This window comes from Lysinibacillus sp. UBA5990 (assembly GCF_002429815.1).
GTDB lineage: Bacteria > Bacillota > Bacilli > Bacillales_A > Planococcaceae > Lysinibacillus > Lysinibacillus fusiformis.
Map to the genome: position 1 here is coordinate 88,988 of NZ_DJAY01000015.1, position 22,892 is coordinate 111,879.

A 22,892-nucleotide genomic window follows, 5' to 3' on the forward strand; every position below is an offset into this window, starting at 1 on the left:
CATTGAATAAATGATTTTAATACAAAAAGAAAGAGTATACCCATTTAGAAAAATTCAGCCTTAATACAACAAGGCATACTGAGAGTAGTTTGAGAAGAAAATGAAAAATAAAAAGTTTTCTAAATATATTGACAGTATAACATAAAACGCATATATTTTTCATATAAACTTTCCTCTAAACGGAAACGTTTTCCACTACACGGAAAAGGAGTGAAGGGAATGCATTATTGCTCGTCGATGTATACACCTTTAAAACACGTAATAGTAAAACATCCAAAAGATGCCTTCCGAAGTCAGAAACATCTTAGTGATGAATGGAAAACTTTTAACTACTTATCTGAGCCCAACTTTGAAGAAGCATTAAAGGAATATGCAGAATTTGTTGAGATTCTTAAGAAGTATGTTGACACAATTGATTATCTACCACTTTCAGATGAGGTAGGGTTGGACTCGCTTTATGCCCATGATCCAGTCAAATTTACGCCCAAGGGTGCCATTTTATTAAAGTCTGGAAAAAAATTAAGACAGCCAGAAGCTTCCATCTACAAAGAATTTTTAAAGGACAGGGGTATTTCCATAATCGGAGAACTCACTGGAGATGCAGTAGCAGATGGTGGAGACATTGTTTGGTTAGATGATCGAACACTTGCTGTTGGGAGAGGTTATCGAACAAATGATGAGGCCATTCGTCAGCTAAAAGAAATGACAGCTGAAATGGTAGATGAATTTATAGTGGTACAGCTACCACATGATTTAGGTGAAGCTGAATGCTTACATCTTATGTCTTTCATTAGTATGGTTGATAAAGATTTAGCAGTTGTACATTCCCGCTTAATGCCTGTATTTTTCCGCCAACTACTGGTGGAAAGAGGTATTCAGTTAGTGGAAGTGCCAAAGGATGAATACGATACACTTGGCTGTAATGTGTTAGCGCTTGCACCTAGAGTTTGTGTAATTCCTGAAGGAAATACGGTCACAAAACAACAACTAATCGAAGCTGGTGCAACGGTATTTGAATATAAAGGTCATCAAATTTCTGTGTTAGGAACAGGCGGGCCTACATGTCTGACTTGTCCTGTAATAAGAGCATAAAAGGAGAGAAAAGAATATGTTTAAAAATGTTATTGTTAAAAATCCAGGAAATAGTTTTGTAAACGGTTTAACAACTAGTGATTTAGGAAAACCCATTTTAGAGAAATTATATGAGCAGCATGACAAGTATGTAGAAGCTTTAAAAAAGTGTGGGGTTGAAGTAACTCAATTACCAGCGAATGAGGCATTTCCTGACTCAACATTTGTAGAGGATACGGCTGTATTAACACCAGAATTTGCTATTATTTCAAATCCAGGAGCTGCTGCTCGTAACCGTGAAATTGAAGATATCGAACCTGCTGTAAAGCAATTCTACGATAAAATTTATTATATTAAAGGATCTGGAACGCTTGATGGAGGTGACGTATTACAGGCTGAAAAGAAATTTTATGTAGGAATTTCAGACCGTACAAATAAAGAAGGGGCACAACAATTTAAGGAAATCGTTGAACAAGAGGGATATGAGGCAACGATTATCCCATTAAAAGATTTCTTCCATTTAAAAACTGGTATTGCTTATGTAGGTGACAATCGTATGGTGCTAGCTGGTGAGTTCGTAGATCATCCGGCATTTGAAACCTATGAAAAAATTATTATTCCAAAGGAAGATGAATATTCTGCTAACTGTATTCAAGTCAATGATTATATTATTATTCCAGCAGGATACCCAGACACAAATCGTAAATTACTCGATCTAGGTTATCAAACGATTGAACTAGAAATGTCTGAATTTAGAAAACATGATGGTGGCTTAAGCTGCTTATCATTACGTTTTTAAGTAAAACTACTTGAACCCAATCAATTTAAAAAAGATAAATTGGTTGGGTGCTTTCGTTATTTTTATATCAGAATATTCAATATATTCACAGAATATGGGAAGGATGGATGAATGTTGGATAAAGGGGATCAAGTTCACAATCAACAATTAAACCGTTCAATGAAAAGCCGTCACTTATTAATGCTTTCTCTTGGGGGAGTTATCGGAACAGGATTATTTTTAAATGTAGGCTATACCATTAATCAAGCGGGTCCAGGTGGAGCACTTATTGGTTATTTATTTGGTGGGTTAATTTTATTTATGGTAATGAATTGTCTAGGAGAATTAGCTGTTTACATGCCTGTGACCGGTTCCTTTCAAACATATGCTACACGTTTCATCAGCCCTTCAGCCGGATTTTCATTAGGCTGGATGTACTTCGTCGGTTCAGCAGCGACAGCGGGCGTTGAGTTTACAGCTGCCGGAATTTTAATGCAACATTGGTTTCCAGATATCCCTATTTGGATATGGTGTGCAGTATTTATGGTTCTTTTATTTGTCTTAAATGCTTTAACTACAAAGGGGTTTGCTGAAGCAGAATTTTGGTTTGCGAGTATTAAAGTAGTCGCAGTTATTGCCTTTATCATAATAGGTGGGGCTGCTATTTTTGGTTTGGTACCGTTAGCAGATCGTCCAACACCTCATCTCACAAATTTAGCACCGTCTGGCTTATTCCCAGCAGGTATTTCCATTATATTTGTCACGATGATGAATGTTATTTTCTCTTATCAAGGGTCCGAGCTTGTGGGAATTGCAGCCGGTGAAACCGAAAATCCCGAAAAAAATATACCAAGAGCTATTCGGACAATACTTTTTAGAATTATTGTTTTTTATATTGCTTCTATTATTGTATTGTCGGCCATCTTCCCATCATCAGAGCTTGGTCTTATGGAGAGTCCATTTGTGACGTTGATGAATTTAGCAGGAGTTCCCTATGCAGCTGGTATCATGAATTTTGTTATTTTAACCGCGATTCTATCCGTTGGTAATTCATGCTTGTATGCGTCAACTCGTTTATTGTTCTCGATGTCCCATGAGGGAATGGCACCAAAATTATTTGGTCGTCTTACTAAAAATAAAGTGCCTCTAAATGCACTGATCTTTACGATGGTTTTCTCCCTCTTATCATTACTAACAAGTGTTATGGAAGCAGATGCGGTATTTGTTTTATTAATGTCGGTTGCAGGAATATCTGTCACGATTTCATGGATGGGGATTTGTGCTTCTCAATTAATGTTCCGCTATCGTTATATTAAGTCGGGTGGAAATTTAGCTGATTTAAAGTTTAAGACACCTTTATTTCCATTAATACCGATATTTTGTATTGTCTTTTGTTTAGTGATTTTGATTTTTTTAGCATTTGATCCAACCCAAAGAATCGGCCTATTGTATGGCATTGGCTTCTTTATTGCGTGTATGATTTTTTATCAATTGAAATTAAAAAAAGCACCTATTGCTACTACAGATACCAAAAATGAAGAGTCATTAGATATTCGTTAAAAACCTTTAACGAATGAGATTTAAAGGAGAATTTTTATGGATAATTATATGTGGGATACACCAGAAAAATTGCGAACACTGCTATGTGAAATTGTCAGTTGGGACAGTAGAACATTGACTGAGGGTGAAAATGAATTTGCCTATAAATTGAAAAATAAATTGATGGCGCTTCCATATTTTAAGAAGCATTCTGAGTTGATCGAATTGCATGAAGCAGGTCTAGGAAGAAACGCTGTAACGGCATTATATAAACATCCTACAGCAACTGACACAGTAGTGCTAATTAGTCACTTTGATACAGTGCATACTGAAGAATATGGAGAATTAGAGCCTCTAGCTGTTTTCCCTGAGGAATTGACTAAAAAGCTTATGGAGCCTAAGTACAAAAAGGATTTACCAGAAGCTGCTAGATTGGATTTGGAATCAGGCAATTATTTGTTTGGTCGTGGCACAATGGATATGAAAATGGGACTGGCATTACACATGCAGCTAATTGAAAAAGCAAGCTTCGAGCAATGGCCAATCAATCTGATTTTAACAGCGGTTCCCGATGAAGAAGTAAATTCAGCGGGAATGAGAGCTGCTGTAGTAGAGCTTGTAAGAATACGTGAACAATATGATTTAACGTATCAATTATTTTTAAATAGTGAACCATCTTTTTCACAAGGACCTTCTGATACGAATGAATATATTTATTCAGGTACAATTGGTAAGATAATGCCAGCTGCACTATTTTATGGGAAGGAAACACATGTCGGTGAACCTTTAAAGGGAATGACAGCCAATTTTATTGCTTCTTATATGACGCAGCATATGGAGTGGAATCCTCTTTTCCGCGAAACAGATTTAGGAGAGAGCACACCACTACCAGTCTCTTTACAGTTAAAAGATTTGAAAATGGAATACTCTACACAAACGCCATATCGAGCTGCGGCTCTTTACAATGTATTTTTATTAAAACGTACAGCAGCAGAAGTGATGGATATATTTGAACATGTTGCATTCGAAGCAATGACGGCTTGTAATCAACAATATGTGCAAATTTGCAAACGAGAAAAAGTACAAGGTGTTGGGACAGTCAAAGTATTACGATATGAGGCTCTCTTAGAACATGCCATCCGGAAACTGGGAGCTGCCGAAGTCGATTCTATCAAATCTCAAGTTCTTCAGCATAGTTCGTGGGATGATCGTGAAAAGTCAATACGCATCGTTGATCAGCTTATGATACGTTGCCAGGAATTAGCACCAGCTACTGTCCTGTTATATGCCCCACCTTATTACCCAGCTATTAATTCATCCAATCATCCACTTATTATAAAATCGATTGAATTAATGAAGAAAACGGCGCAAACATTCGATGTTGAGGTGGAGCAAATCCATTATTTTAATGGAATTTGTGATTTAAGCTATGTGAACTATACAGATGAATCAGATGAATGGTTAGCCTTCGAACGCAATACACCTGTATGGGGGGATACGTATAGTATTCCATTTAAAGAAATGACCGCTTTACAAGGGCCGGTCTTAAATGTAGGACCATTTGGTAAGGATGCGCACCAAAAAACAGAAAGATTACATGTGGATAGTGCTTTTAAAGAAATGCCAGTTATGATCGATACCCTTATAAAAAGTTTAATTTAATGCAATAAAAAGTTGATGCTTTCATAGTATCAACTTTTTTATATCTAGAATTGACTGTGATGTTTAACATAAATAAAGAGAGGCCACATAGGCATATGTCCTAATAAAATTTTGAGGAAAGGGCATATATAAATGGGCTATGGGGCTTGCTGACCGAGCGTTATACTTCATAACACAATTAGGCGGAAATAAATTTTATTGTAAGAACGCCATTTTTGATGAATTCATAAATACGTCGATTTAAAGTCACAAAACGTTGCTACATAGCCTTTCTTTACCCCCTTAGGTTGCTTAAATTACAACGAAAGTGTTACAATATAGTTTAGTCAAAAAGAGCCAAGGGGGCATTTCTATGTCAATTGAATTAAACAGTGAATTCGGCCAAATTGATATTTCAACAGATGTACTTGCACAAATTGCTGGTGGTGCTGCTGTAGAATGCTACGGGATTGTTGGCATGGCATCTAAACATCAAATTCGTGATGGTCTAACTGATATTTTACGTAAAGAAAACTTCGCAAAAGGTGTTGTGATTCGACAACAAGACGACGATTTACATATTGATATGTACATTATTGTTAGTTACGGGACAAAAATTTCGGAAGTTGCTTACCAAGTACAGTCGAAAGTGAAATATACAGTAGATAAAACATTAGGTATGAGCGTAAAATCTGTCAATATCTTTGTACAGGGCGTTCGTGTAGCGAATTAAGAGGAGGAACTAAATCGAATGCAGTCTTTAGACGGTATAAAGTTTGCAGAAATGGTACAAATGGGTGCGCATCACCTATTCCAAAATGCAAATTATGTAGATTCATTAAATGTTTTCCCAGTTCCGGATGGTGACACAGGGACAAATATGAACTTATCGATGACATCTGGTGCAAAGGAAACGGAGCTTCATGCTTCAGAGCATGTTGGTAAAACGGCACAGGCCTTATCAAAAGGTTTATTAATGGGGGCGCGTGGAAATTCAGGTGTAATCCTATCACAATTATTCCGTGGATTTGGAAAATTTATTGAAAAAGAAGCAACAATTGATGCGAAAAGCTTTGCAGGTGCCTTCCAAGCTGGGGTAGATACAGCATATAAAGCCGTTATGAAACCTGTCGAAGGAACTATTTTAACGGTTGCTCGGGAAGCAGCGAAAAAAGGCGTAGAAGTGGCAGAAACTGAAACCGATATCATTGCGGTTATGGAAGCTTTTACTGCAGAGGCAAAGGCATCGCTAGATCGAACACCTGATTTATTACCTGTTTTAAAAGAGGTAGGGGTTGTCGATAGTGGTGGCCAAGGTTTATTGTTTGTATATGAAGGATTTTTATCTTCTTTAAAAGGAGAGCCTCTCCCAGAGAAAAATGATGCGACATTAGATGATTTAATCAATGCAGAGCATCATAGAGCTCAAGACTTTATGAATACTGAAGATATTGAATTTGGCTATTGTACAGAAATAATGGTGCGTTTAGAAGATGGGAAAGAGCCATTTAATGAGGAGCAATTCCGTCAAGAATTAAGTCCTTTAGGTGATTCGTTACTTGTTATTTCGGATGAAGAAATTGCCAAGGTTCATATCCATTCTGAGCAACCAGGCTCTGTTTTATCAATTGGACAAAAATACGGTAGTCTTATGAAAATAAAAGTCGATAATATGCGTGAGCAACATTCAGCTATCGTCGGTGAAGAACATAAGGCACCTACGACAACGAAAAAATTAGAAAAACATCCATATGCTATTGTAACAATTGCGATGGGTGAGGGTGTTGCAGGATTATTGCGTTCGATCGGTGCATCTTATGTCATTGAAGGTGGTCAAACGATGAACCCTTCAACAGAAGATATCGTTAAAGCAGTACAAGAAATTGGTGCAGAGAAAGTTTTAATTTTACCTAATAATAAAAATATAGTGATGGCTGCAGAGCAAGCTGTTGAGCTTTTAGAAATTGAAGCAGCAGTTGTCCCAACGAAGACAATTCCGCAAGGTATGGCTGCAATTTTAGCGTTTAATCCTGAAGCGGCTGTTGACTTAAATAAAAAGACAATGACGGATGCATTTGCAAATGTAAAGACGGGTCAAGTAACTTATGCTGTGCGTGATACATCTATAGATGGTGTTGAAATCCATAAAGATGACTTTATGGCGTTAGCAGAAGGAAAAATTGTCCTTTCTACACCAGCTTTAAAAGATGCAGCTGAAAAAGTAATTGTTGATTTAGTTGATGAGGATGCTGAAATTGTAACAGTCATTTATGGAGAGGATACAACTGAACAAGATGCTACAGAGTTAGTAGCATTCATTGAGAAGAACTATCCAGACATAGAAGTTGAATTATTTGATGGAAAACAAGGGTTATACCCATATATTATTTCGGTAGAATAATTACATGCTACTTTGCTATTCCGTAAAGAAAGCAGTGCACAAAATGTGTACTGCTTTTGTTTATGCTACAAAGAGAGTATTATCTATATTTAGTCGGAAACATACGTACTATTCATAGTTGAATGTACGTATGTAGAGGATATAAAAAATTGGAAATATTGGAATATCAACGGTTTTCATTGTGTGTGCACACGGTATGGACAATGTATAACATATCTCGATTGGCTACAAATTATAGTAGTGGTAATTTTCTGAAAGCTGACAAATTAAATACTTTACTTTTGTGGTAACTATCAAGCATGATATAAGTAAATATAAATATTATTATAGGAATAGAATAGAGGGGTGTTTGTATGAAATTTACTTCGGTTTTTGATATTATTGGCCCCGTCATGATTGGGCCTTCCTCCTCTCATACGGCAGGGGCAGCTCGTATTGGACGAGTTGCAAGGGATTTATTTGGTAGACAACCTAAATGGGCGAAAATTCATTTATATGGTTCTTTCGCAGAAACGTATAGAGGGCATGGGACAGATGTTGCAATCGTTGGGGGCTTATTGAACTACGATACATTTGATGATCGTATTAAAACGGCATTTGAAGATGCAGAAAAGGCAGGGTTGGAATATGAATTTATTCCAGAAACAGCTAATACGGAGCATCCAAATACGGCACGTCTAGTTATTGGAGACGATGAAGGGGAAATGTCTGTCGTCGGTATTTCTATTGGTGGCGGTAAAATAGAAGTAAGTGAAGTAAATGGCTTTAAATTGCGTTTAACAGGTGGCATGCCAGCGATTCTTGTCGTACATGATGACCGTGCTGGCTGCATAGCGAACGTAGCCAATTGCTTAGCGATGCACGAAGTTAATATTGGACATATGGAAGTTTCACGTATAGAACGTGGTTTAACGGCTTTAATGGTTATTGAAGTCGATCAAAATATAGAAGAAAAAGTGCTACAGCAGATTTCATTAATCCCATATATTACAAAAGTATCAAAGATTAATAACTAAGGGGGTGTCCCAAGATGGACGTTTTATTTCATAATGTTCGGGAGCTTGTGGAACGAGCAGAACAGGAAAATAAATTAATATCAGAAATTATGATTGAACAGGAAATGTTGATAACTGGTAGAACACGAGAAGAAATCATTCAACAAATGGATCGAAACCTAACGGTGATGGAAGAAGCGGTAGAGCGCGGCTTACAAGGTGTACAGTCGGTTACAGGTTTAACTGGTGGGGACGCCGTATTACTTCAAAATTACATTGCACAAGGAAAATCACTATCAGGTGATTTATTATTAGATGCAGTAAGTAAAGCGGTTGCAACCAATGAAGTCAATGCAGCAATGGGAACAATTTGTGCAACGCCAACAGCGGGTTCGGCAGGGGTTGTACCAGGAACACTTTTTGCGGTAAAAAATAAACTAAATCCAACGCGTGAGCAAATGATCCGTTATTTATTTACATCAGGTGCATTTGGCTTTGTTGTGGCTAATAATGCTTCCATCTCAGGTGCTGAAGGTGGCTGCCAAGCAGAGGTTGGTTCAGCGGCAGGTATGGCAGCGGCAGCTATCGTTGAGATGGCTGGAGGAACACCGCAACAATGTTCAGAAGCATTTGCGATTACGTTAAAAAATATGCTTGGCCTTGTTTGTGATCCAGTAGCAGGCTTAGTGGAAGTACCTTGTGTTAAACGGAATGCTATGGGTGCTGCTAATTCTCTTGTAGCAGCAGATATGGCGCTTGCAGGTGTGACAAGTCGAATTCCATGTGATGAAGTAATTGGAGCGATGTATCGCATTGGACAATCTATGAGTCCAAACCTGAAAGAGACGGCACGCGGTGGTTTAGCCGCAACGCCAACAGGTAAGGCAATTAGTAAAGCCATTCTCGAAAATGGCGGATTACAAAGTATTAAAGCAATCCAATAAAACATGAAAAACATGCTATCTCATTAGATGGCATGTTTTTCATGTTGGTTCAGTTAAGTTTGTTTTTAGTATAATGAATTGGTAGAGATACAAATCAATAGGATGGGTTTTTAGGGGCATATTAAAGGAGTTTTTTCATGGATATTACTAATTTGAAATGTTTGACAGAACAAGCAATAGAAGATCGTCGTTATCTTCATCAATATCCAGAGCTGTCAGGCGAGGAATATGAAACATGTAAATTTATTCGCAAAAGATTAGAGCAACTTCATATAAAAATTTTAGATTTTAATCCTCCAAGTGTAGTAGCTATGGTTGAAGGGACGAAAGGTACGAAAACAATCGCCTTACGAGCGGATATAGATGCTCTACCAATAGTAGAAGAAGGAGACAAGCCCTATATCTCTCAACAACCGGGTGTAGCGCATATGTGTGGGCATGATGGCCATACAGCTATCCTATTAGCGGTTGCTGAGTGGATTTCGATGAATAAGGAAAAAATAGAACCAAATGTCATGCTCATATTCCAATCAGCCGAGGAAATTACACCAAGTGGGGCAGATTTTTTAATTCAGAATGGTGTTCTAGAAGGTGTCGATGCAATTTTTGGTATTCATTTATGGCAAGGCTTAGAAAAAGGGAAAATAGGCTTAACATATGGTCCTATGATGGCTTCTGTAGATGATTTTGAAATAGAAATTCAAGGATATGGTGGGCATGGCTCCATGCCGCATGAAACTGTGGATCCTATTTATATTGCGAGCCATGTTATGCAATCTTTTCAAAGTATTATCAGTAGAAATTTAAATCCCATTGAGGCAGGCGTGATTACTGTAGGTAATATTCAAGCTGGTACGACGTATAACATCATTCCAGACTCTGCAAAATTAATTGGGACAATTCGTGCGTTGACACCTGAAACAGTCCATACCATCCAAACAAAGATGGTGAATTTAACAGAAGGAATATGTGGTGCCTTCGGTGCAAAAGGGAAAATCGACTTTATTTTAGGGACGCCTCCTCTTATTAATGATACGAAGGAATCTCACTTTGTAGAGTCTATTGTTCGGGAAAACTTTGGGGAGAATGTATTTAAACTTGTCGATCCTGTAATGGGGGGAGAGGATTTTGCTTACTATCTAAAACATAAACCTGGCGCGTTTATCTTTGTAGGCATGGGTGGGGAAAAAAGCAGATATCCACATCATCACCCGAGGTTTGATTTAGATGAAAATGTCTTCCCTGACGCGATTAAGCTTTTTATTGAAATTATTATGCATTATCAAGCGTAATGAACAGTCCATAAGCATAACCCTATCAGTCAGTGGTAGGGTTTTTGCTAATGGCTAATGATTGTTTATTTACGGCAACGAATGGTTTTTATGATACATTGAATAGAGAGTTAGAAATGCTACATAGAAAAAAATGTTAAGAATCAATGAAGGGAGTTGAGAGATAAGTGACTGATTTAAATAATCCTGTTACCGAATTAAAAGGTATTGGGAAAGAAACAGCAACGCATCTTGAAACACTAGGCATTGACACGATTGCTGATTTATTATGGACCTTTCCACATCGTCATGAAGATTTTCGTTTGAAGGATTTAGCACAAACACCGCACAATGAGCGTGTTACAGTCGAATGTAAAGTAGAACGTGAGCCTACCGTCTTATTTTTAGGCCGCAATAAATCACGTTTACAGGTAACAGTTTTGGCTGGCCGCCACTTAGTGAAAGTGGTGTTTTTCAATCAAGGCTACTTAAAACAAAAACTTATACCCGGCTCTATTATTACTGTGACTGGGAAATGGGATCGTGGGAGACAGGTCATCAATGGCACAACGGTCACATTTGGCCCTAAAACCGATCAAGTAGACTTTGAACCTGTCTATAGCCTGAAAGGTTTAATTCAACAAAAAAGATTTCGAAAATATATGCGACAAGTATTGGACGATTATGGCGCTAATTTGCCTGATGCTATTCCACAGCATTTGCAGGATTCCTATAAGCTTGTGCCTATACAGGAAGGCTTGGAGGGTATTCATTTTCCGCTAGATGCACAACATGCTAAACAAGCGAGAAGACGTTTTGCCTATGAAGAGCTATTAAATTTTCAATTACGTATGCAGGCGTTACGTAAGGTACGGAAGGAAAATGAACAAGGAACGGTCATTCAATATGATGTGCATCTGCTACGTGAATTTATCGCGGCATTACCGTATGAATTAACCAATGCTCAAAAACGTGTTGTCAATGAAATTTGTAAAGATTTGAAGGAGCCACATCGAATGAATCGCTTGTTACAAGGTGATGTAGGTTCGGGGAAAACAGTGGTGGCAGCTATAGGCCTATACGCTGCAGTTTCAGCAGGTTATCAAGGAGCGTTAATGGCTCCAACAGAAATTTTAGCAGAGCAGCACTTGGAGAACTTGCTAGAATGGTTCCAACCATTTGGCGTTCGTGTAGCTTTATTATCTGGTTCAACTAAAACGAAGGAGCGCCGTGCTATACTAGCAGATTTGGCGAATGGAGAGCTCGATATTGTGATCGGTACACATGCCTTAATCCAGCCTGATGTTATTTTTAAAAATCTAGGTTTTGTTATTACCGATGAACAACATCGTTTTGGTGTTGAACAACGTCGCATACTGAGAGATAAAGGGGAAAACCCGGATGTGCTCTTTATGACAGCCACTCCAATTCCGAGAACACTTGCCATTACAGCATTTGGAGAAATGGATGTGTCGATGATTGATGAAATGCCGGCAGGGCGCAAGCAGATTGAAACCCATTGGATGAAAAAAGAACAATTCGGATCGGTTATATCAAAACTAGAAGGAGAGCTAGCCGCTGGAAGACAAGCCTATGCCATTTGTCCTCTTATTGAGGAATCAGATAAACTGGATGTTCAAAATGCAGTTGAAATCTATGAACAGCTAGCCACTTATTTTACAGGCCGCTATCAAGTTGGTCTAATGCATGGACGTTTATCCGCAGATGAGAAGGATGCTGTTATGCGCGCTTTTAGTGATGGATCCATACAGGTTTTAGTTTCTACGACAGTCGTTGAGGTAGGGGTGAATGTACCGAATGCGACATTTATGATTGTCTATGACGCTGAACGCTTTGGTTTAGCACAATTGCACCAGCTACGAGGACGTGTTGGACGAGGTGAACATCAATCCTATTGTATTTTATTGGCTGATCCTAAGTCCGACGAGGGGAAAGAGCGGATGCAGTCTATGACAGAAACAAATGATGGTTTCCGCTTAGCTGAGAAAGACTTAGAGTTGCGAGGACCAGGGGATTTCTTTGGACGTAAGCAAAGTGGTCTACCTGATTTCAAAGTAGCTGATTTAGTACATGACTACCGGATTCTTGAGACCGCTCGAAAGGATGCTACTACAATGCTTGAAACCGATGATTTTTGGCATGGTGACGACTATCGGTACTTGAGGAAAATGTTAGAAAATTCTGGCGTTTTGCAAGGGGAGCGCTTTGATTAATAATTGTACGATGATTCATGCGGAGAATGCAGGACTTGATTTAAAACAAGTCTTGCATTCTTTTTTTAACCTCTATATACTGATATTAGTACCAAGTGCTAATAACAACTCAAAAGGTGGCGAATGATGTTGAGACGAACAAAAAAAGAACGACAGCGACTACTATCTGAAACGATAGCTGAAAATCCATTCGTCACAGATGAACAGCTAGCAACACAGTTTCAGGTAAGTGTTCAAACAATTCGTTTAGATCGTATGGAATTATCCATACCAGAATTACGAGAGCGTATTAAAGATGTCGCTTCAAAAAACTATGAAAATGAAGTAAAATCTCTACCGATTGATGAGATCATCGGAGAAATTGTTGATATTGAATTAGATAATCGAGCACTTTCGATTTTTGATGTGAAAGAAGAACATGTTTTCCAGCGCAACGGCATCGCACGTGGACATCATTTGTTCGCGCAAGCAAACTCCTTAGCGGTAGCCGTTATTAACGATGAACTAGCATTGACAGTACATTCTACTATTACGTTTGTGAAACCTGTTCGTGCTGGAAATCGTGTTATTACAAAAGCGATTGTTGTCGGACGAGATGATAAAAATCATCGGACAAAAATCGAGGTAACATCTACTGTTAATGGTGAAACCGTTTTTGTTGGTGAATTTGATATGTACCGTACGAAAGGTAAGGGTGAGTAATAATGAAATTAGCGCTTGATGGAATGGGTGGAGACAATGCACCAAAATCAGTAATTGAAGGTGCACTCTTAGCATTAGAGCAAATTCCAAATTTAGAAATTCAATTATATGGACAGCGAGAGAAGCTCGAGCCATTTTTAAAACAACATGATCGATTAACGATCGTACATTGTGAGGAAGTTGTTGAAGGGACGGACGATCCAGCACGTGCTGTTCGTAGAAAAAAGGATTCTTCCATGGCGCGCATGATGGACGCAGTGGATGAGGGTAGAGCAGATGCTTGTCTGTCAGCAGGAAATACAGGTGCTTTAATGGCAGGTGGTTTGTTTAAAGTAGGTCGTATTGAGGGAATTGCCAGACCAGCTTTAGCTACGACATTACCAACACTTGATGGGAAGGGCTTTTTAATGCTTGATTTAGGTGCAAATGCAGATGCCCGACCAGAACATTTAGTGCAATATGCTATTATGGGCGATATTTATGCGAAGAAAGTTGGCGGCTTACAAAAACCTAGAATCGGCCTATTAAATATCGGTACAGAAGAAAAAAAGGGAAATGAATTAACAAAAGCAGCCTTTGATTTATTAAAGGAAGCGGATTTGAATTTTATTGGTAATGTAGAGGCACGTGATTTACTTGAAGGAGTAGCTGATGTCGTTGTTACGGATGGCTTTACAGGAAATATGGTGCTGAAGTCAATTGAAGGTACAGCAGGTGCTTTATTTTCCATGTTAAAAGAGGCGTTTATGTCTTCAACAAAAACGAAGATCTCAGCTGTTCTTATGAAAAATAATTTACGTGACTTAAAACATAAAATGGACTATACAGAATACGGTGGTGCTGGATTGTTTGGCTTACAAGCACCTGTTATAAAGGCGCACGGTTCATCTAATGCGAAAGCGATTTTTAGTGCTATCCGCCAAGCAAACACAATGGTTGAGCATACTGTTATTTCGACAATTACAGAGACAGTACGCCACATAGAAATTGATTAAACAAAGGGGACTATTCAAATGACGAAAATAGCATTTATTTTTCCAGGACAAGGTTCGCAAGTAGTAGGAATGGGGCAAGAGTTTGTTGAAAATGCTGCGGAAAGTAGAGACTTCTATGATCGTGCAGACCAAGCTCTCGATTTGGAGCTATCTAAGCTTATGTTAGAAGGTCCAGCGGAGGAATTAACATTAACATATCATGCTCAGCCAGCTCTGCTTACTACTGGTGTAATGGTAGCAGAAAAGCTACGTGCAGCAGGAATTCAACCTCATTATGCAGCAGGTCACTCTCTTGGAGAATACGGTGCATTGGTCATAGCGGGTGTCATGTCCTTTGAAGATGCAGTGAAGATTGTGCATAAACGTGGTCTATATATGAATGAAGCTGTACCTGCTGGACAAGGTGCTATGGCTGCCATTCTAGGCATGGAATTAGAAGCGTTAAATGAAGTAACTAAGCAAGTGTCAGCAACAGGGGAACCTGTGCAGGTAGCCAATGTTAATTGTCCTGGTCAAATTGTTATTTCAGGTACAAAAGAGGGTGTTGAGAAGGCATCAAGCGCGGCAAAAGAAGCAGGGGCTAAGCGTGCTATACCATTAGTTGTAAGTGGCCCATTCCATTCTGAGCTGATGCGACCATCGTCTGAGAAGTTGAAAGTGGCGTTGGCGGATGTTACTTTAGCTACTCCGCAAATCCTTGTTGTAGGGAACGTTATGGCGAAGGAGTTAACGGATGTTCCAGCCATTCAACAAGAGCTTGTTGAACAGGTTTATAGTGCAGTTCAATGGGAGGCCTCTATGCGAGAAATGATTGCACAAGGTGTGGATGTCTTTATTGAATGTGGCCCAGGTAAAGTATTAAGTGGTCTCTTGAAAAAAATCGATCGCTCTGTTGCTGCCTATTGTGTTTATGATGAGGCATCATTAGAAGCGGTTTTAGAAGCGTCAAAGGAGTGGTCAATCAATGCGTAAACTTGATGGAAAAGTAGTTGTTGTAACAGGAGCTTCACGAGGGATTGGTCGTGCTATTGCATTAAAGCTTGCTGACGAGGGTGCAAAAGTTGTCGTGAACTATAGTGGTTCGCAAGCAAAAGCTGAAGAAGTGGTTGCTATGATTCAAGAAGGCGGTGGCGAGGCAATTGCTGTACAAGCTAGCGTCTCTCAAACAGAAGAAGTGACAGCATTAATGGATACAGCTGTGAAAACATTTGGCTCCCTTGATATTTTAGTGAATAATGCTGGTATTACAAGAGATAATTTACTTATGCGCATGAAGGAAGATGAATGGGATGATGTATTAGATACGAATCTTAAAGGGGTTTTCCTATGTACCAAAGCGGTAACACGCCAAATGATGAAGCAACGTGCCGGCCGTATTATCAATATTTCATCGATTGTTGGCGTAGCTGGAAATGCGGGTCAAGCAAACTATGTCGCAGCTAAAGCAGGTGTTATTGGGTTAACAAAAACAACTGCGAAGGAATTAGCGTCACGTAATATTTTAGTCAACGCTATTGCACCTGGCTTTATCGAAACAGAAATGACTGATCAGTTACCAGAAGATATTAAACAAGGGATGTTAACACAAATTCCACTTGCGAAACTAGGGCAACCGGAAGATATTGCAAAGGCAGTCGTTTTCCTTGCATCTGATGATGCTAACTATATGACAGGACAAACACTTCATATAGACGGTGGTATGGTCATGTAATTTGAATTAGGCATAGGCGCTAATTTTTTGTATAATCATTTGAGGGGAGGTGAATCATTTGTCTACAGTATTAGAACGCGTAACAAAAGTAATCGTGGACCGTTTAGGTGTTGAAGAAAGCGAAGTAACACTTGAAGCTTCTTTCCGTGATGATTTAGGTGCTGACTCATTAGACGTAGTTGAGCTTGTAATGGAGCTTGAAGACGAATTCGATATGGAAATTTCTGATGAAGATGCTGAAAAAATCTCAACAGTAGGTTCTGCAATTTCATACATCGAAAGTAAAATAAACTAATTTCGTTTATACTTTATTTAGCAGAAATTTATCACCCTTATAGGTGTAATGGTTATCGTAATTATACAAATGGTATTTATGGTTGGTTGAATAAAGGAGAAATAGTTTACTGCTTTTTTTTACAGATGAAGCAGATCTAATAGACAAGATGTGTTCAAAGGGGACGAAATAGATCAGTTTACGATCTATATACGTCCCTTTTTTGTTTCAATTTTACAGTGGATTTTTATTCCGAAGATCGATTCGGACGCAAATGTGCCAAGGCTTAATTGATTTTAGAAATAAATATTCTAATAATTTTCCAAAATATTGTGTTTACGCCGAAATACTTTTGCATAAACGCTTTGAAAAAGGTACACTAAAACGGTAGAAACTATTAGGAAGGCAGATTTGTTCAATGGCTATGAAAAGAAAAGGAACTATGCAGAAATCTGGCGTACTTCCTGAAAAAGTACGCAATCAATTCGAGCTGTTACAGCATGAATTAAATATCACATTTATTAATAAAAATTTATTGTATCAAGCATTCACGCATTCATCTTATGTGAATGAGCATCGCCGTAAGTTATTTACGGATAATGAGCGTCTTGAATTTTTAGGAGACGCAGTACTTGAACTGTCTGTTTCTAAATATCTTTTTGAGAAATACCCAAGTATGAGTGAGGGTGAGTTAACAAAGTTACGAGCATCCATTGTTTGTGAACCATCTCTAGTTATTTTCGCGAATGAACTAGGCTTTGGTCGCTTTGTTTTACTTGGAAAAGGTGAAGAATTAACAGGTGGACGGGAACGCCCAGCACTACTTGCAGATGTGTTTGAGTCATTTGTAGGTGCCCTATATTTAGATCAAGATTTACAAACGGTCGTGTCATTTTTAGAACGTATCGTGTTCCCAAAAGTAGAAGTCGGTGCTTTTTCGCATGTGATGGATTTTAAAAGCCAACTGCAAGAAATGGTACAGCAAACGAATAATGGACTTCTTCATTATGAAATCATTGATGAAAAAGGACCTGCACATAATCGTACCTTTGTATCAAGCGTCTTACTGAACGGACAAGAGCTTGGTATAGGTCGGGGAAAATCGAAAAAAGAAGCCGAGCAGCAAGCTGCACAATGTGCGATGCGTATGATGCGAGAAGAAGCTGCGAAAGAGGAGGCTTAATAGATGTTCCTAAAACGACTAGAAGTGATTGGCTTTAAATCATTTGCGGAGCGCATTGGTATTGATTTTGTACCCGGTGTTACAGCGGTTGTGGGACCAAATGGCAGTGGAAAAAGTAATGTCACAGATGCAATACGTTGGGTACTTGGTGAGCAATCGGCAAAGTCGTTACGTGGATCAAAGATGGAAGATGTAATTTTTGCAGGGAGTGACTCTCGGAAGCCACTCAACTTTGCAGAGGTAACACTAATATTAGATAATACCGACGAGCAACTTGCTTTTTCCTATACAGAAGTAAGCGTAACAAGACGCGTATACCGTTCAGGTGATAGTGAATATTTATTAAATAACCAGCAGTGTCGCCTGAAGGATATTACGGACTTGTTTATGGATTCAGGGCTTGGAAAAGAGGCATTTTCTATAATTTCACAAGGTCGTGTCGATGAAATTTTAAATAGCCGACCTGATGACCGTCGTTCGATTTTTGAAGAGGCAGCTGGCGTATTAAAGTATAAAATAAGAAAGAAAAAAGCAGAGCATAAGCTTGTTGAGACAGATGAGAATTTATATCGTGTATTAGATATTCTCCATGAATTAGACAGTCGACTTGGACCGCTTGAAATGCAAGCATCTAGTGCAAGAGACTATGTACAAATGTCTACTGAGCTAAAAGATTTTGATATTGCCATTCTTGTGCATGATTTTAAAAATTGTGCACAGTCTTTGCGTGCGCTTAAAGAAGAGTACACAAACCTATCTGAGATAGAGCAAAAGCAAGCTCAAGATATTGCTACTTTCGATAAACAGACAACTAATATTCGCAAGCTATTAAAAGAACTTGATGAATATTTGGATGTTTCTCAAGCTGACCTAGTCAATGCAACAATGGAGGTAGAACGTTGGGATGGACGAAAGGCGCTAATGGCTGAAAAGCGTCAAAATGCGTCCAATCAATTACAGCAGCTGAATACGTCATTACAAGAGGCCAAAGCAGAAGTAGAGGCACTGTTTATGCAGGAGCAGGAGAAAAAAGACGTATTCTCTGAAAAACAACAAGCCGTGTCGGTGCTAAAACAAAGCATTAAACAGTTAGAGCAATCTTTAAATCGCTCCGTAACGGAAATCGAACAAGAAATTGAGGAGCAAAAAAACCGATATATCGATTCGTTGAATGAAGAAGCGACCATCAAAAATGAGTTGAAAAATATCGATCAGCAGTTGGCTCAACAAAAAGCTATGGCAACACGAATGTCCGACCAAACTGATGAAATTGGGCAAGAGCTTATGCAAATTGTTGCTGAAAAAGAACATCTAATAGCTGCACATACTTCAACAACAAATGACTTACAAAAAAAGCTAGAACAATATGAAGCTTTACAAATACAGTTGAAAAATGTTAATTCTACCTTTACTGAAAAGCAAGATATGCTATATAAGGCTTATCAGCATCAGCAGCAACTAAAAGCTAGAAAAGATACGTTAGCGGAGCTTGAAGCTGACTTTTCAGGGTTTTTCCAAGGGGTTAAAGAAGTACTGCTAGCACGAGATAAAGGTGAATTACAAGGTATTGAGGGTGCTGTAGCTGAATTAATTCAGGTTGAGGGGAAATACTCACAAGCAATAGAAACGGCTTTAGGAGCTGCCTCTCAGCATATTGTCACAACTAATGAACGCCATGCTCAACAGGCTATTCATTGGCTGAAGCAAAAGCGAGCTGGGCGTGCTACTTTTTTACCAAAAACGGTAATGAAATCACGTAAAATTAATTTAGCCACTATCCAATTAGCAACTGAGCACCCAGCATTTATTCGAATGGCGGATGCATTAGTGACTTTTAATGAAGATAATCGAACGATTGTTGAAAATCTTCTAGGCAATGTCATTGTGGCAGCAAATCTTGAAGGTGCAAGTCAAATTGCTAGATTATGTGGGTTCCGTTATCGAGTGGTTACACTTGATGGGGATATTGTTAATGCTGGGGGCTCGTTAACAGGTGGTGCCCTGAAACAGCAATCTTCACTCTTTACAAGAAAAGCGGAATTAGATGGTTTAATTCTTAAGCTAGAGTCATTGCAAGCTTCTATTTATGGTGCAGAACAGGCTGTTGCAACGGAAAAAGAAAAGCTAGCAACACTTCGAGATCAAGTAGAGCTATTGAAGCTTGAAGGGGACCAATTACGAAAAGATGAGATGCAGCAGGCAGGTCGTTTACGTGAGCTAGAGGCTGTAGAAAAAAGCTTATCGGCTAGAGTAACCTTTGCTTCGACTGAAACACAGGATGTTAAAACACGAGAAGAATCATTATTGGCTCAAAAGCAAGAAGCAGAGGAACGTTTAAGTGCGCTTGCAGGAGAATTAATCGAAATCAATGAAACTGTTGAGCAATTAAGTAAGGTTAAGCTACAAAGTGAGACAGAGAAAGATGTATTACGTGAGCAATTGGCAGAAAAACGCTCACAATTAGCTGTTATGCAAGAACAAATGTCACAAGTTCAAATAGCTACAGCTGACTTAGCCCTACAATTAAACAAAGCTCAACAAAAAGTCGAAAATATTTCTCAGGAAATATCGTGGCTTCAATCTGATGAATCGACAAATTATTTAAGTGATGAAGAGGTCGATGAACAGGTGTTGTCATGGAAGACCAGAAGAGATGCGCTACAAGAGGCAATTTCTCAGAAAAAAGAGGAAAAAGTAGGGCAACAGGATGAACTTTCTTCGTTAGAGGTTCAGCTGAAGGAATTACAACGTATCCATAAAGGGTATCTTGAAGCGATACGTGCAAATGAATTGAAACGAAATCGTGTCGAATTTGAAATGGACAATTTCACAGCTCAGCTCGAGGAGAATTATCAGTTAACATTTGAAGAAGCAGAAGAAGAAGCACAAGCTATAGAAGATGAGGAATTTGTACGTCGACGTGTTAAACTGCTTAAAAAATCAATTGAAGAGCTAGGACCTGTTAATTTAAGCGCGATTGAAGAATATGATAGAGTGCTTGAACGACATACTTTCTTAACTGAACAGCGAGAGGATTTACTTGCGGCGCAAGAAACATTGCACGAAGCCATTAAAGAAATGGATGAAGAAATGACAATGCGTTTTAGCGAAACATTCTATGCGATCCGCGAACAATTTAGACGTGTTTTCCGTGAATTGTTTGGTGGAGGGCAAGCCGATTTAGTGCTGATTGATCCGGAAAATTTACTAGAAACTGGCATTGACATTGTTGCTCAGCCTCCAGGGAAAAAATTACAAAACTTAAGTTTGCTTTCTGGTGGTGAACGTGCGCTAACGGCGATTGCTTTATTATTCTCCATCTTAAATATAAGACCTGTTCCTTTCTGTATTCTCGATGAAGTGGAGGCGGCACTAGATGAAGCAAATGTTGTGCGATACAGCCAATATTTAAAGAAGTTTAGTGGTGAAACACAATTCATTGTCATTACACATCGTAAAGGAACGATGGAGGGAGCGGATGTCCTGTATGGTATAACAATGCAGGAGTCAGGCGTATCGAAACTTGTATCAGTAAAATTAGAAGACGAACCCGTACTTGCGGAGCAAAGGAGCAAATAAGGATGAGCTTTTTTAAACGTATAAAAGATAAATTGATGGGAAATCCAGCGGACGAAGAAAAACTAGAAGCCGTTGAACATGATTTAGATTCTCATCCACAGGAATTAGAAGAAGGCAGTGAACCTGCCACTACTGAGACTGTTGTTGAAGAACCTTCTGAGCAATTTGAGCAATCCTCACCAATTGAAGATACTAAAGAATCCGAACAATCGACGGACATCGAAGGTACAAAGGATCTAGAGCTTTCTCCAATTGAGGAAGAAGAGCAGCTAGAGGTACAAGTTATTGGGGAACAACCAACTGAGGAGAAAAAACCTTCTGCTTGGTCAATTACGCAAAAATTTAAAGCCGGTCTTGAAAAAACACGTAATTCCTTTACATCGAAAGTCAACGACCTTGTTGCGCGTTATCGTAAAGTGGATGAGGATTTCTTTGAGGAATTAGAGGATCTTTTATTACAGGCCGATGTTGGTTTTGAAACAGTCATGGAACTTATGGATAAATTACGTTTCGAAGTACAACGTAAAAACATAAAAGATACAAATGGTATCCAAACTTTAATTTCTGAAAAGCTTGTAGAAATTTATGAGCAAGGTGAAGAGGATTTAATTGAATTAAATATGCAACCTGATGGTGAACTGACAGTCATTCTATTTGTTGGGGTGAATGGTGTAGGGAAAACAACGACAATTGGTAAACTTGCTCGTCGTCTAAAATCTCAAGGCAAAACAGTCGTTTTAGCTGCGGGCGATACATTCCGTGCAGGTGCTATTGATCAATTACAAGTATGGGGAGATCGTGTAGGCTGTGAGGTTATTAAACAATCTGAGGGCTCTGATCCAGCAGCAGTTATGTATGATGCAATTCGTGCTGCGAAAAACAGAAAAGCAGATGTGTTAATTTGTGATACAGCTGGTCGCTTACAAAATAAAGTGAATTTAATGAACGAGCTTGAAAAAGTACATCGTGTCATTTCCCGTGAAATCCCAAGTGCTCCACATGAAGTGTTATTAGCGTTAGATGCTACAACTGGTCAAAATGCCCTTGTTCAAGCACAAACATTTAAAGAAGTAACGAATGTGACAGGTATCGTTTTAACAAAGCTGGACGGTACAGCTAAGGGCGGTATTGTGCTTGCAATCCGTAACAAATTACACATTCCTGTGAAATTTGTAGGTCTTGGAGAGAAAATGGACGATTTACAGCCATTTGATGCAGAGCGATATGTCTATGGATTATTTGCTGACGGTTTAGATAAAGAATTACAAAATAATGAAGAATAACAGTGAAATTGGCAGTGTCATTTTATCTTGATTTAGCATTCATCTCCTTCATGTATCGGAGGGGATGAATGTTTGTTTTGTTTTTTATAGATCTTTCATTTTAGGTTAGCCTCTCCATGCTTAATATCAAGAAATGTGATACCAATCCACTGAGTGTAATGGATTAGAAACGCTCGACTGTGATAAGTTGAATTGACTTGTTGGAAAGTGTCATACAAGCTACAGGCAAGAAATGCCCAAAAGTAAGTAAATTAGGCTTTTAGACAAGGAGATTACCTTGACACAGACGGG

Annotated in this window: 18 protein-coding genes; all 18 read left to right on the forward strand. The window is 38.8% G+C overall.

What is annotated here, in order from left to right; genetic code table 11:
- Window positions 1-219 precede the first annotated feature (219 nt).
- The 18 genes from B3D94_RS12925 to ftsY all read left to right on the forward strand — a co-directional run bounded on the left by B3D94_RS12925 (window position 220) and on the right by ftsY (window position 22,601).
- On the forward strand, window positions 220-1,092 hold the full coding sequence (locus B3D94_RS12925; protein ID WP_069480321.1) for a dimethylarginine dimethylaminohydrolase family protein: 873 nt from the start codon (window positions 220-222) through the stop codon (window positions 1,090-1,092).
- A gap of 16 nt (window positions 1,093-1,108) precedes the next feature.
- Complete coding sequence (locus B3D94_RS12930) at window positions 1,109-1,870, forward strand: dimethylarginine dimethylaminohydrolase family protein (protein ID WP_193831153.1); 762 nt, start codon at window positions 1,109-1,111, stop codon at window positions 1,868-1,870.
- A gap of 111 nt (window positions 1,871-1,981) precedes the next feature.
- Window positions 1,982-3,409 carry an amino acid permease gene (locus B3D94_RS12935; protein ID WP_291757591.1) on the forward strand — a complete coding sequence of 476 codons (1,428 nt, stop codon included), beginning with the start codon at window positions 1,982-1,984 and terminating at the stop codon, window positions 3,407-3,409.
- Between the two features lie 36 nt (window positions 3,410-3,445).
- The gene (locus tag B3D94_RS12940; RefSeq protein WP_291757593.1) at window positions 3,446-5,050 is read left to right on the forward strand and encodes a M20/M25/M40 family metallo-hydrolase; all 1,605 of its coding nucleotides are present in this window, start codon (window positions 3,446-3,448) and stop codon (window positions 5,048-5,050) included.
- 352 nt (window positions 5,051-5,402) lie between these two features.
- The gene (locus tag B3D94_RS12945; RefSeq protein ID WP_008173742.1) at window positions 5,403-5,762 is read left to right on the forward strand and encodes an Asp23/Gls24 family envelope stress response protein; all 360 of its coding nucleotides are present in this window, start codon (window positions 5,403-5,405) and stop codon (window positions 5,760-5,762) included.
- An 18-nt stretch (window positions 5,763-5,780) separates the two neighbouring features.
- Entirely contained in the window at window positions 5,781-7,430 is a 1,650-nt protein-coding gene (locus B3D94_RS12950) for a DAK2 domain-containing protein (RefSeq protein WP_069480325.1), read from the forward strand.
- A gap of 353 nt (window positions 7,431-7,783) precedes the next feature.
- Window positions 7,784-8,446, forward strand: a complete 663-nt coding sequence (sdaAB, locus tag B3D94_RS12955; protein WP_031418969.1) for an L-serine ammonia-lyase, iron-sulfur-dependent subunit beta — start codon at window positions 7,784-7,786, stop codon at window positions 8,444-8,446.
- Window positions 8,447-8,460: 14 nt separating this feature from the next.
- Window positions 8,461-9,369, forward strand: coding sequence for an L-serine ammonia-lyase, iron-sulfur-dependent, subunit alpha (sdaAA, locus tag B3D94_RS12960; RefSeq protein WP_069480326.1), 909 nt, complete (start codon window positions 8,461-8,463; stop codon window positions 9,367-9,369).
- Window positions 9,370-9,506: 137 nt separating this feature from the next.
- Entirely contained in the window at window positions 9,507-10,661 is a 1,155-nt protein-coding gene (locus tag B3D94_RS12965) for a M20 metallopeptidase family protein (RefSeq protein WP_291757599.1), read from the forward strand.
- 167 nt (window positions 10,662-10,828) lie between these two features.
- Window positions 10,829-12,874: an ATP-dependent DNA helicase RecG gene (recG, locus tag B3D94_RS12970; protein ID WP_291757601.1), complete on the forward strand. Its 2,046-nt coding sequence runs from the start codon at window positions 10,829-10,831 to the stop codon at window positions 12,872-12,874.
- Window positions 12,875-13,003: 129 nt separating this feature from the next.
- Window positions 13,004-13,576 carry a transcription factor FapR gene (gene fapR / locus B3D94_RS12975; protein WP_069483258.1) on the forward strand — a complete coding sequence of 191 codons (573 nt, stop codon included), beginning with the start codon at window positions 13,004-13,006 and terminating at the stop codon, window positions 13,574-13,576.
- 2 nt (window positions 13,577-13,578) lie between these two features.
- Window positions 13,579-14,571: a phosphate acyltransferase PlsX gene (plsX, locus tag B3D94_RS12980; protein ID WP_291757603.1), complete on the forward strand. Its 993-nt coding sequence runs from the start codon at window positions 13,579-13,581 to the stop codon at window positions 14,569-14,571.
- Between the two features lie 18 nt (window positions 14,572-14,589).
- Window positions 14,590-15,543 carry an ACP S-malonyltransferase gene (gene fabD / locus B3D94_RS12985; protein ID WP_291757605.1) on the forward strand — a complete coding sequence of 318 codons (954 nt, stop codon included), beginning with the start codon at window positions 14,590-14,592 and terminating at the stop codon, window positions 15,541-15,543.
- Window positions 15,536-16,282: a 3-oxoacyl-[acyl-carrier-protein] reductase gene (fabG, locus tag B3D94_RS12990; protein ID WP_193831162.1), complete on the forward strand. Its 747-nt coding sequence runs from the start codon at window positions 15,536-15,538 to the stop codon at window positions 16,280-16,282. Before fabD ends, fabG begins: the two co-directional genes overlap by 8 nt.
- Window positions 16,283-16,340: 58 nt before the next feature.
- Window positions 16,341-16,577, forward strand: a complete 237-nt coding sequence (gene acpP, locus B3D94_RS12995) for an acyl carrier protein (RefSeq protein ID WP_008181678.1) — start codon at window positions 16,341-16,343, stop codon at window positions 16,575-16,577.
- A 397-nt stretch (window positions 16,578-16,974) separates the two neighbouring features.
- Window positions 16,975-17,739 (forward strand): ribonuclease III, encoded by a 765-nt coding sequence (gene rnc / locus B3D94_RS13000; RefSeq protein ID WP_069480332.1) that lies wholly within the window; start codon window positions 16,975-16,977, stop codon window positions 17,737-17,739.
- A gap of 3 nt (window positions 17,740-17,742) precedes the next feature.
- On the forward strand, window positions 17,743-21,318 hold the full coding sequence (smc, locus tag B3D94_RS13005; RefSeq protein ID WP_291757609.1) for a chromosome segregation protein SMC: 3,576 nt from the start codon (window positions 17,743-17,745) through the stop codon (window positions 21,316-21,318).
- Window positions 21,319-21,320: 2 nt separating this feature from the next.
- Window positions 21,321-22,601 carry a signal recognition particle-docking protein FtsY gene (gene ftsY / locus B3D94_RS13010; RefSeq protein ID WP_069480334.1) on the forward strand — a complete coding sequence of 427 codons (1,281 nt, stop codon included), beginning with the start codon at window positions 21,321-21,323 and terminating at the stop codon, window positions 22,599-22,601.
- The last annotated feature ends 291 nt before the right edge of the window (window positions 22,602-22,892 follow it).

What these genes read in the sequence shown, in the direction of transcription:
- B3D94_RS12945 (WP_008173742.1), top strand. Translation starts at nt 5,403, where the DNA reads ATGTCAATTGAATTAAACAGTGAATTCGGCCAAATTGATATTTCAACA.
- fabG (WP_193831162.1), top strand. Translation starts at nt 15,536, where the DNA reads ATGCGTAAACTTGATGGAAAAGTAGTTGTTGTAACAGGAGCTTCACGA.
- B3D94_RS12925 (WP_069480321.1), top strand. Translation starts at nt 220, where the DNA reads ATGCATTATTGCTCGTCGATGTATACACCTTTAAAACACGTAATAGTA.
- B3D94_RS12935 (WP_291757591.1), top strand. Translation starts at nt 1,982, where the DNA reads ATGTTGGATAAAGGGGATCAAGTTCACAATCAACAATTAAACCGTTCA.
- B3D94_RS12965 (WP_291757599.1), top strand. Translation starts at nt 9,507, where the DNA reads ATGGATATTACTAATTTGAAATGTTTGACAGAACAAGCAATAGAAGAT.
- smc (WP_291757609.1), top strand. Translation starts at nt 17,743, where the DNA reads ATGTTCCTAAAACGACTAGAAGTGATTGGCTTTAAATCATTTGCGGAG.
- sdaAA (WP_069480326.1), top strand. Translation starts at nt 8,461, where the DNA reads ATGGACGTTTTATTTCATAATGTTCGGGAGCTTGTGGAACGAGCAGAA.
- ftsY (WP_069480334.1), top strand. Translation starts at nt 21,321, where the DNA reads ATGAGCTTTTTTAAACGTATAAAAGATAAATTGATGGGAAATCCAGCG.
- fabD (WP_291757605.1), top strand. Translation starts at nt 14,590, where the DNA reads ATGACGAAAATAGCATTTATTTTTCCAGGACAAGGTTCGCAAGTAGTA.
- sdaAB (WP_031418969.1), top strand. Translation starts at nt 7,784, where the DNA reads ATGAAATTTACTTCGGTTTTTGATATTATTGGCCCCGTCATGATTGGG.
- rnc (WP_069480332.1), top strand. Translation starts at nt 16,975, where the DNA reads ATGGCTATGAAAAGAAAAGGAACTATGCAGAAATCTGGCGTACTTCCT.
- B3D94_RS12950 (WP_069480325.1), top strand. Translation starts at nt 5,781, where the DNA reads ATGCAGTCTTTAGACGGTATAAAGTTTGCAGAAATGGTACAAATGGGT.
- B3D94_RS12930 (WP_193831153.1), top strand. Translation starts at nt 1,109, where the DNA reads ATGTTTAAAAATGTTATTGTTAAAAATCCAGGAAATAGTTTTGTAAAC.
- B3D94_RS12940 (WP_291757593.1), top strand. Translation starts at nt 3,446, where the DNA reads ATGGATAATTATATGTGGGATACACCAGAAAAATTGCGAACACTGCTA.
- plsX (WP_291757603.1), top strand. Translation starts at nt 13,579, where the DNA reads ATGAAATTAGCGCTTGATGGAATGGGTGGAGACAATGCACCAAAATCA.